We start from the raw sequence: 17,654 nt of genomic DNA on the forward strand, positions 1-17,654 counted from the left end.
GCCGCTAACAAGTCGCGGTACGTAGGGAAAAAATGCCCTCATAATTTTTTAGCAGAATATGGCTTTATTTCTACATTATTTCAGCTATAGCCTAGACTTAATATAATAGATAAACTGGTCTGATAATGGACTAATATCGCTAGGAACAAGAAATGAAAGGAACGTTTTTTGATAAAAAAAAATCAGCTCGTTTTAAGGAACAAAGACAAGTCTCATTTGCCAGTGAAGTTCGCTCTTTCATCAGAGACATAAAAAAGCATGATTTATTGGAGTTAAAACAAAGTCCTAAGTTGGCAACCTATGTTGATCATGGCAATGAATTGGTTAGTTCACATGAATTTGAAGAAATACCTGAAAAACTACAAAAAGAAACAAAAAAAATACTCAAGATGGTTACAGAAATGCATTTAGCCCAATCTCAAAAAGTAGAAATAGTGCCAGAAGAATGTTTCATTCAGATCCCTGCAAAAGAACATTTAGAAAAAATGACCTTCATGCCAGCCGGTGGAGAAGAAGATCAAGCGTTGCGATTAACCCACATGTGTGCAGTGATAGAAGATGATCGTGCGCAACATACTAATCTTCCAGTAATAACAACAGAAGATAGTGAGCTGGATGTTACATGGACAAACCTATTTACTGCCATTAATATGGGTAAAAAGAAACAAGCATTTGAATTATTTAATCAAATTCCAGAAGATGATGTTATCCTTAAAGCACTGCTTGCCGTTCATCCTAAACAATATTTAAAAAAATTAATTTCCTATTCTATTGATGCACTACATACTGGGGCAAAAACATTAAACTCCGATATAGTGATCAAGCCCAATACTTTTGAAATTCTAATAAAAGACCTTGCAACCACTTTATTAAATCCGGCAAAAGTGTATTTTTCTTTTGGTTTGCCTACACACCATGCATATAGTGAACAAGGATCTGGATTTTGTATTATTAATAAAACGGCTGTACTCATGAAGCATATAGAAATGACGCATGAAGCCCCTCTCAAATTCGTCATCGTGGGAACTGATGTGAATAGAGATAATGGCTTATGCGATATTTTGCGTATATCTGCCTCTGACACCGCAGTATGTCATATCGATATTTTTGACTCGCGAGTCTATCCACACCACGATCACGATTACATAGCTCAGGAATTCGATACCGAAGGAGTCAATGTTGGTAAAAAAATAATGCACTGGGGTCAGAATAATTTTGACTATTATGCAGTAGACTTAAGTCTAACCCAACGAGATAAAGTTTCAGCACATCCCGCACTTCTCTTTGCCTTAGCAAAAATTAAAGAGAATATTGCTCATGCAAAAGAACAAAACACGCAAATCTTTCTTGTATTGCCTACAGGCTGGGATTCTCACCAAGAAGAAACGGCCCCATGTGGTAAATTAGTAAATAGTAAAATGATGGCACAATATGAGGCTAGTATTTCTCGTTTTAGCAATGGAGATATCAGCTATTTTTTTGAGTCCATTTTAAATTTATATAATGCCAACCAAGAACATATTGCAGGAATTTATTGGGGGCTAGAAGGAGGATACGAGCCTACAATGTATGCGCAACAACTCAAACTGATGTTACAAACGATTCATCAACAACCCTTTTTGCAAGTAACGAATCAACCGTCATTCAGTCCTCCATAATTTACTTTTTAAAATATCATGTAATAATTTCTTGTGATTGTATATTTAATGCATTATTAATAAGAGCAAAGAGCACTAAAAAAGCGTTGTAAAGTTAATTTAGTATCGGTAAAGGAATAAACATGAACGAGACAATTTTTTGTACACATTGTGGCAATAAACTTGAACCTGAGGCTCGATTTTGCCCCAGTTGTGGTACGAAAACAAAAGCAGAGACCATTCACTCAAAAACCATTCATGGCTCTCCAAAGCCAGTCCCCATCAGTCGTAAAAAATCGGGAACAACAGCGCTGCTTCTTTGTATTTTTATGGGAATGTTGGGAGCCCATCGTTTTTATGTAGGCAAATATTGGACTGGACTGCTCATGTTATGTACCGGTGGATTAATGGGCGTATGGGTAGTTATCGATCTTACATCTATTGCTAGAAACAAATTTTCAGATAAAAATGAAAATGAATTGGAGTTGATCCATAACATAACCCCGGTGAAAGAAACCCTCATCGTCATGGGTTCTGTCATGCTCTGGGTTGCTCTATTCTTTGCTGCCATTGCATTGTTTGTAAACTATTCAAGCTCAGGCTTAGTAACTATAGTTAATAATCAATTAACTGCTTTACAAAAAGGTCAAATGGAACAAGCTTATTCTTATACTACCCAAAGCTATCAGAAAAATAACTCTATTAATGCGTTCAAAAACTTTGTTTATTCCTATCCTGTTTTGTTCAATAACACCGGAGCTAATTTTCCTACGCGACGAATGGTAGGTAATAATGGGTATGTGAGCGGTATCTTAACTGGAAAAGATGGGGCAAAAATACCTATATCCTATCAATTAATTAAAGAAAATGGGCAATGGAAAATAATAAATATTCAGGTATCAATAACCCCTATTATTTCTAATAGTCCTCCTCAGTAAGGTGAATTCGATATAAAAAACAAGAGACTGTTTTTTATATCGAAAACTAACATTATCCCGTCAAATGCTTCAATTTAACTCTATCGTTCCTTCTTATTCATCAGTTGTAAATCTTGGGGTCAAGTGATACTCTTTTCTCGGTTTTTCAATAAATAATTAGGAGTAGGTAACATGATGTTAAAATCCAAATTAGCCACTTTAGCTGGTGCTTTAATTCTTGCTGGTTCTGCTTTTGCTAATTCACAAATCACATGTCCTGATATTAATGATATTAAATCCGTAGGCCTAAGTAATGCTGAGCCAATAGGCGCTGACATGTATCTTACTTACCAGATCAGCAAGTACAATACTCCTAATACCTATGGTTTTTTTCTTGCTCCTATAGAAGGTAATTCGTCTGAAAATGCTTTAGAAACAGCCAATGAAATTTTGAATATTATGAATGCTCCAGGTGTCCCTACCCAATATCATGGCACTATGATGTGTCTTTATGAAACTGGACATTCAAACATCATGGCCGCCGCGATTGAAGATGATTCTGTAATGTCGCCAACAAAACTAAAACAATATTGGTTACAAGCCCATAAAGCTCGCTAATAATGTAAACCACAAAACCCCACGTTACAATTTAGTAGGTTGGGTCAAAACGCCCCATAACCATCAAGCTAAGGAGGAAATGAGGTAAATTTCCCCCTACCCCTCTCCCTCGATGGAGAGGGAATACAGAGACAGAATAATATTCAGATGGCACGAAAAATCCCCTCGCCCGCGAAAGGGATTTTGATTAGAACCTAATACTCAATCGCGGGAGAGGGTTAGGAAGAGGGCCTTAGAAGGATATTTCGTTCTTAGCTTGATGGCTATGGGTCGTTTTGACCCAACGTTAAGATTTGTAAACAATTTTTTGGGCAGAATGGCCTAACCTACTTCTTAAGTTGCCCCCTGATCTGATCAGTAATCATTCACAATGCTCTAAAGCTTTATGAATATCGGCCCATTTAAAGGAAAAACCTGCTTCTAAAAGACGTTTAGGAACCACTCTTTGTCCTCTATTAATAAGGCACTCTCCCATTTCACCAAACAATGAACGAATTATAAAAGCAGGGGTTTTTAATAATAATGGTCTGTGGAGGGATTGAGCAAAGGCTTTAGCGAATTCTTTTTGAGTACATGGATTAGGAGAAGTAATATTCACTGCACCAACCACATTAGGATGTTCCAGTAAAAATCGGTATGCACTCACCAGATCTTCGCTATGCACCCAAGATAATATTTGACGACCATCGCCAATAACACTTCCTAATCCACATATAAAACTGGGATATAGTTTACCTAAAAACCCCATTCCTTTTTTTAATACCACACCAAAATGAGTGGTTGTTACTGCAAGACCAGCATCTTCGGCTTCTTTTAAAGGTTGTTGCCAGCGAATACCTACCTCACTTAAAAAGTCTTTTGGGTGAGAGTAATCAATTACAGAGTATTCATCTAGTACAGTGCTATCGTTGAGCTCCTGAAGTCCGTAAATACCAACTGCATTAGCACAATAAATATGTGGTTTAGCTTTTTGTTGCAGAATCCATTGTACTAAAGTGCGGGTGGTTTTAGTGCGTGAATTAATAATTTCATCTTTAACTTTAGGACTCCAACGAGCTGCAGCTATATTAACACCACACAAATTAATTACCGCATCAAACTGTTTTGCATCTAAAGTATTTAGTTCATCCCAAGATACTGAAATAATTCCATTATGAAAAACTTGACGTAATGAATCTTTATGTCGGCCTAGAACAGTGAACTGATGTTCGTGATACATACCATGAATCAACTCCTGTCCAATTAGCCCGGATGCTCCTGCAATTAAAATATTCACAATAGACTAACTCTCCCTGATTAGTTCATAGTACATTACTTCTTAACTTAATAGTGGTAACAGCAGGACTCAACGGCTTGTAACGTCTCAATAACCCCGGAAAAAAGGTCATCCCGAACGACGTGAGGGATCTCCGAATCCAAGCACGGTGCAATAACTGGGGATCTCCCGTACTTATTAAGAAGTTACAACAGCTTTTTCTAGGTTAATGATTTAATTCAAAAAAAGCAACGCAGAGTCATCAATAACGGGTTCATTTTCTTCTGGTAATTCAGTTCCTCGACCAATTTCATATAGCTTTTCTAAGCTCTTCGTCAAATAACGCACGACGTCCTTATTAGGAGTAGTATAAGGAATAATGTTTGTTTTCCTTCTCATTTCAAATGCAATTTTCTTGCGCAAATTAATTTTTAAGGTTTGATCAATATCCGGATTGTTCTCTATCGTCGCCATTTCTTTCACGAATTCAGCCTGATACTCTGACTCAAAACGTGCTAAATGTTTTTTCATTTCATAAGCCTGATCAATCATAGTTGCCGTATCTGATTTAAAAAAAGAGAAAATTTGTGCAAGAAAATTAGAAAGTCTAACCCAAAAGCCATCATGTTCTTGAATAAATTGATCTAAAATACTGGAAGACTCTCGTGTAACATGAAAATGCCACACTACACCTAACAAAAAATTTGAAATCCGTCTGTATTCATGAAGTGCGACTTTTACCGCAGCGTTAGCTTTAGCTAACTCAACCAAATTAGCGGTAGTTTCATGAGCTATTAGCTCCTCTAATTCAGTACGCTCATCAGATAATTGATAATTTAATTTAGCAATATCTTTGTCTATAACAGAACATTCATGGTTCAAAGTAGCAAGGGTCTCTTGAGCTAAGTCTTTTAATTGACGCTTACAATCTCTTTCTGCATTAGGTATTTTTGCATCAAGTGTATCCTGCACTGTTTGTGGCGTGTAGGAACGATACACCACACTCAGCAATGAAGTTATTCTTCCCATACCATAAAGTACTGGGGAGGAAAGTCCCGAATAGAGATCAGGCACATTAAGCTGCATTACTTTTTCAACTAATTTTTCTCTCTTTATTTTATTAGAGCTTTCTACAAGGACATGAAACCAATCCACATGTGAGTTGATTAACTCAATAAAAGAATGCTTGTCACTCTCTTTTTTATCATTTTCTTCGATGAGATGAAGTAAAGCGCGTATTCTTTCTATTTTTAATCTTATCTCTTCCTTTTTATTTCTTTTAATAATTAAGCGATTAATAGCCTCTTTTACTTCATTTATTTTCTCTTCTAATAAAGAAAGAACATACTCTTCAGCCCCCTTCATGTTTATTAATCTTAAGAAATCTTGATTAAAATAATCTTGTATTGTTTTTTTTACCGCAGGCAAATTGTCCTTTAATTCGCTGACCACTTTTGAAGATTGAGGCAATGAACGGTGTTTGAGGCTTATTTTATTGCTAGTGGAATGTGCATTTACATCTGGTGTTGCAGTAAAACTACAAGTTATAGGTGTTTCCATTAATTTATTTAACTGCTTTGTTTTAGCCTCTGTCATTCGCCGCAGTAAAGTAATTTCTTTCATGCCTGACTCTATATCGAGAACCGCACTGACGGCCAATTTTTGGAGCCAATTCAATTCACTAATGCCAAGACTAATAACATTTAATAGGATATAAAGATCGAGATATAACGATACCAACAATGGCTTATCGGCCATTGATCCAGGATTTATCGCAAGCAATTGCTTTATGGTATTCACGAAATTATTAAATTTTTGTGATGCATTACTCGCGGGGTCGTCATAAATTCCTTCAAAGATACGCCCTAGTTCTGTCAGCAATAACCTTTCAGTCTTTGCTGCATCAGGTAATTGCTCTATAGCTTCTTCAATTTTAAGCTTGCAATATAATAAAACGCCAAAAGGACGTTGTTCATAAGCATCAAATGCTTTATAGGTTTTTGATTCACAACTAGAAAAATCCATTTTAATAGTATCTAAATGCTTAACTGAGCGAACATAATCACTAATCAGGAGCGCTGAATTAATATGGCCTTGTTCACCGTCCGCCTTGGTACCACGCCATCTGGCAAAACGTTCTCTTTTAGTTAGCATAAAAATCCTTGATTCACAAAGTACTTAATGGGATTTCCCAATCTAATAAAATAGCGCCACTTCATTTTTTAATACATACATTAAGTAAAAATTATTTACTTTTATTGCCCGACATTAGACTTCTTTTGAAGCCCGCCGTATCGATGAAGCAATTCACGGAAACAACAGAGTCTCAAAAGAGGTCTAGTGTGGTATACGACATTCACCTGAGTGAAATATCACGTGATTTCCCACAGTACAGTGATTTTCAGATAAGTGCTTTGGCAAGGAGGTTTTGTCGGGTAATTGGTTGTCCAATGGCGCTACCTTAAGTTTTTGTAGCCTGGATGAGCGCAGCGTAATCCGGGATTTCAGTGCACTGAGCTAGGGTATTCCCGTATTATGCTGCACTAATACGGGCTACGATTTTTTCTTCCTTTTATTAAGGTAGTGCCATTGGGCAATTGGTTGTCCGACCTACTGACTGAGGAGGATGGGGTGCGAAAAGAGGCGGCGCACCACTGCCATTAAGTTAAGATATTTCGAATCCCGCGGCCTCGACCGCGGGATCCATGATGTGTCGCTGCAGGAAAAGGGCTTTGCTAGCTCATGGCTCGGCTATGGATACCGATGTTTAGACCAATCACCGCAAGTGCATTACAAACTCATACTCTTTAGTTTGTAAATTATTGCCACTACACACTGGACTAGCCCATTTATCAGCACAAGGCTTATCTCGGGTTAAAGACCACAACGATAATCCGCCTAATTGATTTTTTTCAGCAAATTGCTTTAATTGATCGGCATTGTTTAAAGTAAACTGTTCTACGTTCACATCATTAACGCCAATCATGGGGGTCACTTCGACCAATTTCCATAGGTCTAGAGGTTTTTTATCAGGATAAATTTCTTGTAAGAACTGTTGCAAATTCGTTGCTGCCTGAATTGCATACTCTCCCATATCACCAGTGTAGGCTGGACCATAATCCATAGCCATAATATTTACATTAAAATTCAGCCCAGCCTTACTCGCATTCGTCACAACTTCTTTCCCGTCCCAAGTTAAGCCTTCAGGCATCACAGGAAGAGTAAAGCTTAGTTTAATTTTTTTATTTTGTTGTTGCACTACCTGCAATGCTTGAATTAATTTAGGAACATTGGCTGTGCCATTTTCAATATCAAAATCCAAAGTATCGGCATGATAAATATCAATAACCTTATTAAAGGTATCTACTAACTGGTTAACATCGCAATAATGAGAAATATCATTATTACTTGCCCCACCAAAGGATACTGTAAGTTGTACACCATTCTTTGCTAATAAATCAGTCTGCCGTTTTCCCCACTGCCTTGCGATGCTGTAGTTTTCTTGTCCACCCCAAGCTGGCTGGCAATTACCACTATCAGTAATAAACGCTAAATGATAGGATTTTATTTCTTGGGTCTGAGCAGGAGTAACCAGATCCATAGGCTCCATATCTTGAGTTTGCGGATCCCAATGAGTACTGAGTGTCAGATCAACATAAGGACTAAATAGAGTCGTCGGCAAAGTACTTGCTGCTACATTACTGGATAAAAGTAAGCCGTTAAAAATGGACAATATCTTGAAACACTTCATAAGGTGGTTCCCTTGGCTACAAAAGGAGTATATTTTTACATCATATGAGAAAATAATCAACCATCATGTATCAATATTGTCAATTATGTTGAAAAATAATGGAGCCAAAGAGAATCCATAACGATAAAACCACTCATCCTGATGATGATTTTAAATTACGCTAAATGGGCGAAAATCTACTATTATCATTTTATATCACCTTGGGAAATAATCATGGCCTTTAAAAAAGATATTTGTATTTTTGCTCTGCTAGGATTGGTCTTGGGCATTGTTCTTGATCAGTTAGTACGTCATCAAAATACCGTATTATTTTATTATTCGCTTATTGGTCTTTTCTGCTATTTATACGCACTTAGTTATAATGAAGAAAATAGAGTACGCTTAATAGGTTCCAGCTTTATTGCTGCACTATTTTTATCCTTGCCAATTCTAGGAGTAAATAACTTTCACTCCCTCTCTGACTCTATTCGCTGGTTAACTTTTTTAGCAGCATTTCCACTATTTGTTTATATAGGACACTGCTTTCATTATGCCTATCATCATGACAATACGTGGCAAGTGAGCTACAGCACTTTGTTTGCAGCGGTGTGGAATACTGTTCTCTTATTAGTAGTAGCCAGTATTTTTTCAGCAATAGCACATCTTCTTATTATGCTCGCTGCATTTATTTTTAAAACCATAGGTAATCTTTATCTATGGAATTTATATTTTGATAACATTCATTTTCGTTTAATTTGCGGAATTACTCTGTTTTTTATAGGTATAGGAGTTGGCCAACAAAATCTTGAGCTTATCTACAATCTGCGTTTTTTACTGCTCAAAATGATGTACTTCCTTTTCCCTTTTTTAGCGCTAATTAGCTGCATTTACTTTATTCTCTTCTTAGTACACTCATTCTCTAACCAACCCGATTACATTAATCCACTAATAGTATTATTGCCTTTAACCATCTTAGGAGTTTTATTTTTTAATGCTTATTTTCAGGATGGAACTACTGATAAAGAAACACCTACTTGGCTCAATAACTCCTTTCGCGTGTATCGCATTGTTTTATTACTGCTGACTGTATTATTAATTTATAAAATAATGAAAGAAACATCATTGAATATTAATATTATTATTTGCTTACTGCTGCTCCTTTTGTTTAGTTTCACGTATGCGCTCACCGCCTTGTTACCAGAAAATAAGGAAGTTAGCTGGATTCGCATAGGCAATATCGGGGCGTCCTTATTTTTTGTTATCTCCCTCTTTCTGCTTAATTTCCCTTATCTATCAACAAACTCTAACTCAACATTCCGGATTGATAAATCGCTCCATTTCGAAACTAATGCCAATACAAATACCGGCACTAATGCCCCACGCCCTGCTGTTTTAAAAGCATATCCACCGGCTAATCCCTAAGTATAAAAAAAAACTATAGCCGCCATAGGAGCTCCCTTATGGTTGAATGATTCTCATTTACTTAAACTCTCTAGGTCATTAAAACAAAAGGGAGAAGAAGATGAAAAAATTACTTATAGAAAAAATTATGCATGCCAAACTAGCTAAGGGAATTGTTCATTGCAAATGTTGTCGCGGCAGACATAGTTAATTTGTTTCTCCGGACTGTCTATTAGGCTAAAGATTGACTTAACTGAATAACAGTCCGCCTCGTTGGCTACCATTTTATGAGAGAACACGTATGGCAAAGTTACCCGCATTAAATACGGTGTCCCTATAAATGTTTCTAAACGTTTTATTGCCTGACTTAATGAAGGCTGACTGATGCCTAATCGTTCTGAAGCGCGTGAAAAATTTAAGGTATGACAAACCTCATTGAAATAATAGAGTTCAGTTGGTGATGCAAGCATACTTTGTCCCTCATGAAATCTCTTACGTCATTATTAGCTACAGAACCGATTGATAGCTTAAGGATCATTGGAACGCTAAACTTACTCAGTTTTTGCTTTATATTGCTCCACATATTTTTGACCGAGTGTTTTACCCTTGGTAATGTCATCAACACTCATGTTTTTCTCAAGTTCACTCAGATTATTGCTTGCTTTATCAAAACCATGACTCTTCGCGGCAAAAAACCAGGCATAAGACTCAACTGGACTCACATTTACCCCGATTCCATCTCGATAATAGACGCCTAATTGATTCTGCGCTTTACTATAGCCTTGTTCTGCTGACTTGCGTATCCACATGACAGACTGCTCCAAGTTTTTACCAACCCCATCACCATAGAAGTACATATCTCCTATGTTGTATTGAGCAGTAGGATTACCTAAATCGGCGCTTTTTTGATACCAATAGGCTGCTTTCTGTAGATCTGTTTTACCTAACTTCCCTGAATCATATAAATACCCTAACTCCACTTGCGCCTTGGCATGTCCCTGCTCTGCAGCTTTTTCAAAATATTGTGACGCTTTATTGACGTCTGCAGTCACTCCTTCGCCCTGCTCGTACATAAGACCAAGATTATATTGCGCACTAGCATTACCTAGCTCAGCACCTTTGGTATACCATTCTACAGCCACCGCCGGATCTTTTTTCACGCCAACTCCATTATCATAATCATAGCCAATAGCTAATGCGGCATTGGAGTTGCCTTGAGCTGCTGCTTTCTTATACCAAATCAAAGCTGTTTCACTATTTTGCGGGATTCCAGTACCTGTATCATACATGTAACCTAGACCATACTCTCCATCAGGATTATTTTGATTGGCTGCTTTTTGATACCAGGAAAAGGCTTTGTTATACCCTTCAGGCGTTTTAAGATACCAATAAAATGCGGCTAACAGTACTTGAGCATCAACATTTCCTTTATTAGCGGCAGCAAGTAATAACTGTTCCGTTTTTTCTGCACTATAGGCCACGCCTTGCGCGTTATAATACATTTTACCTAATAAATATTGCGCCTTGGCATCACCTTTATCAGCCTCAGGAGAAAGGAGAATAAATGCTTTTTCATAATGTTTCTGATTATAGGCCTCTTCTCCCTCCTGGGTGGTAGCAAAGGATGAAGTACTTACTAGGGTAACTAAAGAAAGCGATACAATGTATTGTTTCATGTTCATAATAAGCACCTTATAGATGGAGTTATTTGTTTTAAAGTATATTACAAGTTTATAAATTTTTTCATAAATATCTGTTTTTACATTAAATAAAGAAATAAAAATTTATTTCTTAAAATAACACAAATAGACGAACCGATGGAATATTGTATTTCGAAGTAATAGGAAGATTGCTGCTACGTAGTCCAGCCCAACAAAATAAGTTGGCCGATAATCGTTCATGTAATAAAGTCATTATAACTTATAAGGTATTGGATAGCGATTTTTCTAATCGCTTGTCAGATGTCTGTTGACGGCTTTTTATAGAAGAGTTTCCAAGATAATCATTAAAAAAACTGAGCTGATTGGCACTAAAATTATATGTCATCTGTCCCAAAGTATAGATACCGCCCCCTATTGCAGTAGAAGCTAATACTACACCTGTATCCTTCAGAACCTCCTTAGCAGGCTTATAAAAAAAACGAAACATCACGAGGTCCTTAAATAAATTTAGACACATCAACCGCTGCACGGCATCCAGATAACAGCGGCGATTGTACATTAATTGACACAAAAAAACACCTTCTTATGATGCTACACAGTAACGTCCCTTCTTCTCCTGGAACAAAAAACTCTAAGTCATAAAAAGAGATGAGTCGTCTATTTCGGACCAGTTTGACGTTGTTCTACAGCCTCTTCTTTAGTTGGCTCGACTTCTTCAATTACTACCGACGACGAAGAGTTGCTAAAAAAACAATTCTGATTTCTTGTTGAGGAGGGTCGAAAACGCTCAGGGATAACTTCGTCTAAAGGTGCTGGACCACAGGTTTCGTTAACGAATCCTACTGTACCAAAGATTCCGGCGACTAATGCGATACGCAAAGGCAATTGCTTTAAAGCGTGGATTACAACAGAGTTAGCTACCTCTTTAGGACTAGTCCAAAACTGTTTTGTCATATCAACTATGATGCTAGTAGCTTTTTTGTTAACTAATTTACCATTATTAACAGTTGCACGCACCAAGGTATAATCTTTAAAGGCAGCAAAAGGGTACGAACAAGTAGCAGCTATTGCTCCACTTAATGCCCCAGCCATAAAATGCTTTGTTTTCTTATCTTTTATAGGTAAGGCTTCTGCGATTTGATCTTCAATAATACACAGAGAAGTAAAACTCACTACACCAGACAAATATCTTGCCATAAAACCACCAGACATGAGCTGATACGCATTATTTAGTGTATACCATTTAAAATTCGGAGGAAGAAGTCTTGGTATTTTTCTCAATAAAGATAAGGATTCAGGAATCTGAGTTACAAAAATCTCGCCCAATGCAGCAACCGTGACATAGCCCATTTTAGCTCTGAAAAGTGCTTTTTTTAGCCCCTCGTCTTTAACAACTAGGTTTTCTTCTTTAGCCATGCCTTCAGTCATGAGCTCAACAGGTCTATTATTTTTTGCTCCAGTAACATAAGCGCTTCTGATTGCAGAGCTTGATAAAGAAGCTGTATAGCCAGAATAAGCTGCTCGCACAAAACCAAAAACTCCACCCTTATAAGCAGATGAAAATGAACCATCTTTAGAGAGATTGAGAATCCATGCCTTAAATGGACTCTGCAATGCAGCAATACTTGTGCTGGTTAGAAAAGTCACCGTAGCAAGATTTGCACAATCCCATGCAGTGCCTTTAATTTGAGTTGGAGTATAACCAAAATAAGTATTTGGTTTTGAATCTGTTGTGTTATTAGTTCCATTAACGTTAGTATGCTCTCCTTTTTCTCTAGCCATAATAGAAACCCTCTTTTTTAAAATATTGTCACGACAAATTGTAAGGACTCATTCTTAACAAAATATTAACAATATCTGATTATTAGCGGCATTTCGCATAAAAACTCCGCATATAACGTCTTACATCTCTATTGTGGCACCATAAATAAAGAAATCCCCGCTCCTTAAGGGAAAAGAGCTATAAAATTTGCTGAGAAATATCTTTCGCTAATCTAATAAATTTGTGATTTAATTCCCTAGATTGTTCACTAGGGGTACCGCAAGGTTGAGATAGTCCCTTTGAACCTGAACAGGTTAATGCCTGCGTAGGGAATGTGAAATTATTCTATTGGGTATGAAAGCGATAAAAGTTTTATTGCATCTAACTCAGACATTTATTGATTTTTATTCCTTACTCGGCCCCTGTAATTTTTCCATCATAGGAGTCCTACATGCATACTAAAAATCAATTTCATTTCTCATATTCTGGCTCAAGAAAGATCTACATTCCAGGTACTATTCATTCTCACTTACACGTTCCCATGAGGGAAATGTCGTTAAGTGACTCCAGCACTTTATGTCTTTACGATACTTCGGGCTCTTATACAGATCCTCAATATTCAGCAACCATTACCCTAGGATTACCTGACATACGTTCCCAATGGATTAATTTAAGACAAGATACAGAGTGCTCTTCCTCCAAATCAGTAACTCTCAATGCGAAAGAACAAGAGACAATAGCTCAACAAGCTTCCCAGCTACAGCGCCAACCCCAAAAAGCAAAGAAAGGCTTTAATGTCACACAGCTGCATTATGCTAAAAAAGGGATCATCACTCCCGAAATGGAATTTGCGGCAATAAGGGAAAATCAAAACAGACAGGGAAACTCTTTAATTACAGCAGAATTTGTCCGTAATGAAATAGCCCAAGGTAGGGCCATTATCCCAGCCAATATTAATCATCCCGAACTGGAACCCATGATCATAGGACGCAATTTTTTAGTCAAAGTTAACGCGAATATCGGCAATTCTCCCGTTTGCTCTTCTGTAGAAGATGAAGTGGAAAAACTGCTTCACGCCATCCATTATGGAGCAGATACCGTAATGGATTTGTCTACCGGTAAAAACATCCATACCACACGTGACTTTATAATACGTAACTCTCCTGTTCCGATAGGTACGGTGCCTCTGTATCAAGCATTGGAAAAGGTTAATGGCATAGCAGAGGAGTTAAGTTGGGACTTATTCCGTGATACCTTAATTGAGCAGGCCGAACAAGGAGTCGATTATTTTACTATTCATGCGGGCGTTCTGTTGTCCTACATTCAATTAACAGCGAAGAGAGTCACAGGAATTGTTTCTCGCGGCGGTGCTATTATGGCCAAGTGGTGCCTAGCTCATCATCAAGAAAACTTTCTCTATACTCACTTTCAAGAACTGTGCGAGATTATGAGTGCTTACGACGTAAGCTTTTCTCTTGGTGATGGATTAAGACCCGGTTGTATTGCCGATGCAAATGATGCAGCTCAATTCGCGGAGTTACGTACATTAGGAGAGCTGACACAGCAAGCTTGGCAGCATGATGTGCAGGTCATGATAGAAGGTCCTGGCCATGTCCCTATACATTTATTGCAGGAGAATATGGAAAAACAATTGCATTATTGTCATGAGGCGCCCTTTTATACCTTAGGCCCGCTAGTCACAGATATTGCGCCGGGTTATGACCATATTACCAGCGCCATTGGTGCGGCCATGATGGGATGGTATGGGGTTGCACTGCTCTGCTATGTGACTCCCAAAGAACATTTAGGCCTGCCGAATAAAGAAGATGTGAAGCAAGGATTAATCGCTTATAAAATTGCTGCCCATGCCGCTGATCTCGCCAAAGGGCATCCGGCTGCCCGAGCCCATGATGACGCACTATCCAAGGCACGTTTTGAATTTCGCTGGGAAGATCAGTTTAATCTCTCACTAGATCCGCATACCGCACGCACCTATCATGATGAATCGCTACCTCAAGAAAGTGCAAAAGTAGCTCATTTTTGCTCTATGTGCGGGCCCAAATTTTGCTCCATGCAAACAACCCAAGAACTGCGTGAGTTAATAAAATCCGAGGTAAATCCATAATCGTCGAGGCGCCTCTGGCGCCCGCAACTGTCTATCCAAGTGCATGTTACCTAGATAAATTCAGTGATATTGAATCGTCTTGTACGGTAGATTGTTCTGACTTATGCAAAACACTCTGGTTAACTGCAGAAAGCACTTGATGTCTTGGTTGTTTCCAAAACTGCCATTGAGTATCTCTTCTAATCGCTTCTGCATGTTCAGGACTTTGGGCACCAATTGTTCTGAAAAAATTAACAAAGTCAATAATAAGTTTAGCAAACCATCCATCTTTATCTTGTTCTAGAATCTCAAGACCTGTTCGAGAATCATCGCTATTAGGTTTGCTCGTAAACAAGAGCAAAGTATTTTGGATAGCAGTAAGCAATGTCTCAAGCGCAAATTTATCCTGATTTTTCTTCCTATCTTCAATACTCAAACGCAGATCCGTTAGCTCTAGCTCTCTTGCTAAAAACCGCTCATTGTACTCCTCGAAAAAGAGTGTATCTAATTGCTTCATTAATTCATCATCTGCTTCTTTTGGCACATTCTGGTTATGAGCTTGTTTCAAAAGCTCCATTTTAGAGGAATACATTTGAATGTACTTAGATTCTAATGCTTTTTTACCATTGGCAAAGGATTTCTCCATTGCGATAAGATTGTTGAATGCTTCTCCGGTCTCATCACATTCCTTGCGCACATCCTCCTGGTATTTCAACAAAGTTGAGATAGCTTTTTCCATCAAACCTCTTTTTTCATCCCATATTTTATAGGCATCATCTTCTTTATGAACAGGCTTCGTCTTCTCAAGATGTTCCTCATATGATTTCATTGTCACGTAAAGAAAAGTTCCTTGAGTATTTATTATCCACTCCAACGTTCCTAGTAATTTTTTATACGTTTGCTTATCTCTCGTACTAGGAAAATTCTGATATTCATTATAAAGAATGGCAAATTGTGCGCAGATTTCCGCTTGTTTTTTGTGAGGTAATTCTTGTAGTTTCGCAATCTGTAATTGTCTGGTATCAGTAGCTTTAACAGAAATACCAAATAATCTTTTTTCTTTCTCTTTTTCAAATTCGTCATCTATTGTTTGCAGAATTTTATTTAATTTAGGCATCGCCCATTATCTCACAAAGCAAAAATAATTCAAAAATTATACACAAAGAGATAAAGACAATCAATCATTACTAGTGAGCATGGCCTGATGCAACTAAATTATCTAATACTTGCCCTTAACATGAGATAAAAAAACAAATGGACTTGTTATTTAATAAACCAATTAGCCTAAACTGACTCTATTACCCATTTGTCATCTTTTTGTAATTTTATTGTAAATCTTTTCCTAATTTTTTTAGCAAGATTAATATCCCCTTATAATGGGAGCACTTTTGTATCAATCTATATTAAATTATATGTGGAAATTCACTATGCGCAAAGACAAACATCAGGCCTTATCTTCGCCACACCCTACAGAAAAGCCTAAAACGTCAACGGCTCTAACGCTGCAAGAATTAAACAAAGAAACGACTGGAACTGAAACGGCTACAGCAGAAAAACCAAAAACCTCAACAGCTCTAACTCTGCAAGAATTAAACAAAGAAACAGAAAAAAAAGAGACTGCTGCTGAAACAGCTAGAACACGCTGCCGAGTTTGCTTTAAAGAAATTGCTCCAGTTCGTCGCTGTTCTGGCCATGGAGGAGGCGGTGGTGGCGGTGGTGGTAGTGGAAGTGCTGACAAATCAGAGGAAAAAGCAGCTCTTAGTGAAGAGAAATCGCTAACCCATGAGGCACATCATACTATTGATGCAGAGATGGAATTCATAATAGGAGAAGGAGAAGAAGAATACAGTGCCCAAGAACTTGACTCCCTATCTAAAACAGAAGAGCAAAAGTTCAATCCGGAAGTAATTGCAGAGTTAGTTGCTACAGGTCTATTAGTCATTAATAACGACCGTAAATCGAGGACGCTAACCCTTAGCCTACAATGTGATCCAAATTCCTTATCCAAAGAGCAAAGAAATGAATTAAAAAAATTCATGAATGCTATCCTTAAAGAGTTCAATGAATTCAAAGAGCAAAATCACTTATCTGACGATTGTGTCAACATAATCCAAGATGAGAAAGGCAACATACGGTCGCTGAGCATTAATTTACCGAAATTAGATTTATATGATGCGTTTATCCAGCGACTAGCAAATAATTTAGTACCCACCCCTCGTCCGGAACTACAGGCACAAAACGATAACTCCAAAACTAAAAATTTTGCACCATCCCCTTTATCTATGGAACCCAAACCATCTAATAAAGACAAGCCTGTAACAAAAAATGAAGTAGCTCAAGGGGTGGATGTACTTTCTAAGCAAGCTGAAGAAGAAGAGGAACAGAAACTCTTTAGCCTATCCCCTTTTTCAACCCAACTAACGCCCTGGAAATAGAAATAATTGTAGGTTGAGCCAAGAGAGGCCAACCTATACTGTCATCCGAGGTGCTTGCGACGAACGATCTCCTGAATATGGCACAATGCGTTTTACAGGAGATCCTTCGCTGCGCGCTGAATGACCGTAATAGT

Annotated in this window: 14 protein-coding genes and 1 riboswitch; of the genes, 6 read left to right on the plus strand and 8 right to left on the minus strand. The window is 37.8% G+C overall.

Annotated elements, in window-relative coordinates; all coding sequences use genetic code 11:
* The first annotated feature begins 152 nt into the window (after positions 1 to 152).
* From LFA_RS14090 to LFA_RS14100, 3 genes are all read left to right on the plus strand, one after another.
* Positions 153 to 1,658, plus strand: coding sequence for an arginase family protein (locus tag LFA_RS14090; RefSeq protein WP_052673981.1), 1,506 nt, complete (start codon positions 153 to 155; stop codon positions 1,656 to 1,658).
* 122 nt (positions 1,659 to 1,780) lie between these two features.
* Positions 1,781 to 2,575, plus strand: a complete 795-nt coding sequence (locus LFA_RS20080) for a DUF4864 domain-containing protein (protein ID WP_052673982.1) — start codon at positions 1,781 to 1,783, stop codon at positions 2,573 to 2,575.
* Between the two features lie 171 nt (positions 2,576 to 2,746).
* Entirely contained in the window at positions 2,747 to 3,172 is a 426-nt protein-coding gene (locus LFA_RS14100; RefSeq protein WP_045096744.1) for a DUF4949 domain-containing protein, read from the plus strand.
* Positions 3,173 to 3,533: 361 nt separating this feature from the next.
* On the opposite strand, the gene LFA_RS14105 is transcribed toward LFA_RS14100, so the two are convergent.
* The 3 genes from LFA_RS14105 to LFA_RS14115 form a co-directional block, all read right to left on the minus strand.
* The gene (locus LFA_RS14105; protein WP_045096745.1) at positions 3,534 to 4,448 is read right to left on the minus strand and encodes a TIGR01777 family oxidoreductase; all 915 of its coding nucleotides are present in this window, start codon (positions 4,446 to 4,448) and stop codon (positions 3,534 to 3,536) included.
* A gap of 213 nt (positions 4,449 to 4,661) precedes the next feature.
* Positions 4,662 to 6,581: a hypothetical protein gene (locus LFA_RS14110; protein ID WP_045096746.1), complete on the minus strand. Its 1,920-nt coding sequence runs from the start codon at positions 6,579 to 6,581 to the stop codon at positions 4,662 to 4,664.
* Between the two features lie 622 nt (positions 6,582 to 7,203).
* Positions 7,204 to 8,178, minus strand: a complete 975-nt coding sequence (locus LFA_RS14115; RefSeq protein ID WP_045096747.1) for a chitinase — start codon at positions 8,176 to 8,178, stop codon at positions 7,204 to 7,206.
* A gap of 213 nt (positions 8,179 to 8,391) precedes the next feature.
* On the opposite strand from LFA_RS14115, the gene LFA_RS14120 reads away from it, so the two are divergent.
* Positions 8,392 to 9,579: a hypothetical protein gene (locus tag LFA_RS14120; protein WP_197541191.1), complete on the plus strand. Its 1,188-nt coding sequence runs from the start codon at positions 8,392 to 8,394 to the stop codon at positions 9,577 to 9,579.
* Between the two features lie 143 nt (positions 9,580 to 9,722).
* On the opposite strand, the gene LFA_RS19590 is transcribed toward LFA_RS14120, so the two are convergent.
* The 4 genes from LFA_RS19590 to LFA_RS14135 form a co-directional block, all read right to left on the minus strand.
* On the minus strand, positions 9,723 to 10,028 hold the full coding sequence (locus LFA_RS19590; protein WP_084602198.1) for a helix-turn-helix domain-containing protein: 306 nt from the start codon (positions 10,026 to 10,028) through the stop codon (positions 9,723 to 9,725).
* 81 nt (positions 10,029 to 10,109) lie between these two features.
* On the minus strand, positions 10,110 to 11,240 hold the full coding sequence (locus LFA_RS14125) for a tetratricopeptide repeat protein (protein WP_045096748.1): 1,131 nt from the start codon (positions 11,238 to 11,240) through the stop codon (positions 10,110 to 10,112).
* Between the two features lie 238 nt (positions 11,241 to 11,478).
* The gene (locus tag LFA_RS14130; RefSeq protein WP_045096749.1) at positions 11,479 to 11,706 is read right to left on the minus strand and encodes a hypothetical protein; all 228 of its coding nucleotides are present in this window, start codon (positions 11,704 to 11,706) and stop codon (positions 11,479 to 11,481) included.
* A 170-nt stretch (positions 11,707 to 11,876) separates the two neighbouring features.
* Entirely contained in the window at positions 11,877 to 13,001 is a 1,125-nt protein-coding gene (locus tag LFA_RS14135) for a hypothetical protein (protein WP_052673983.1), read from the minus strand.
* A gap of 240 nt (positions 13,002 to 13,241) precedes the next feature.
* Positions 13,242 to 13,331, plus strand: a riboswitch (TPP riboswitch).
* Between the two features lie 101 nt (positions 13,332 to 13,432).
* Between LFA_RS14135 and thiC the strand changes: the two genes are divergently transcribed.
* Positions 13,433 to 15,106, plus strand: coding sequence for a phosphomethylpyrimidine synthase ThiC (gene thiC, locus LFA_RS14140; RefSeq protein ID WP_045096750.1), 1,674 nt, complete (start codon positions 13,433 to 13,435; stop codon positions 15,104 to 15,106).
* 46 nt (positions 15,107 to 15,152) lie between these two features.
* Here thiC and LFA_RS14145 read toward each other — a convergent pair whose 3' ends face one another.
* On the minus strand, positions 15,153 to 16,202 hold the full coding sequence (locus LFA_RS14145; RefSeq protein ID WP_045096751.1) for a hypothetical protein: 1,050 nt from the start codon (positions 16,200 to 16,202) through the stop codon (positions 15,153 to 15,155).
* Between the two features lie 310 nt (positions 16,203 to 16,512).
* Between LFA_RS14145 and LFA_RS14150 the strand changes: the two genes are divergently transcribed.
* Positions 16,513 to 17,520: a hypothetical protein gene (locus LFA_RS14150; protein ID WP_045096752.1), complete on the plus strand. Its 1,008-nt coding sequence runs from the start codon at positions 16,513 to 16,515 to the stop codon at positions 17,518 to 17,520.
* Positions 17,521 to 17,654: the final 134 nt, after the last annotated feature.

This window comes from Legionella fallonii LLAP-10, assembly GCF_000953135.1.
Taxonomy (GTDB): domain Bacteria; phylum Pseudomonadota; class Gammaproteobacteria; order Legionellales; family Legionellaceae; genus Legionella; species Legionella fallonii.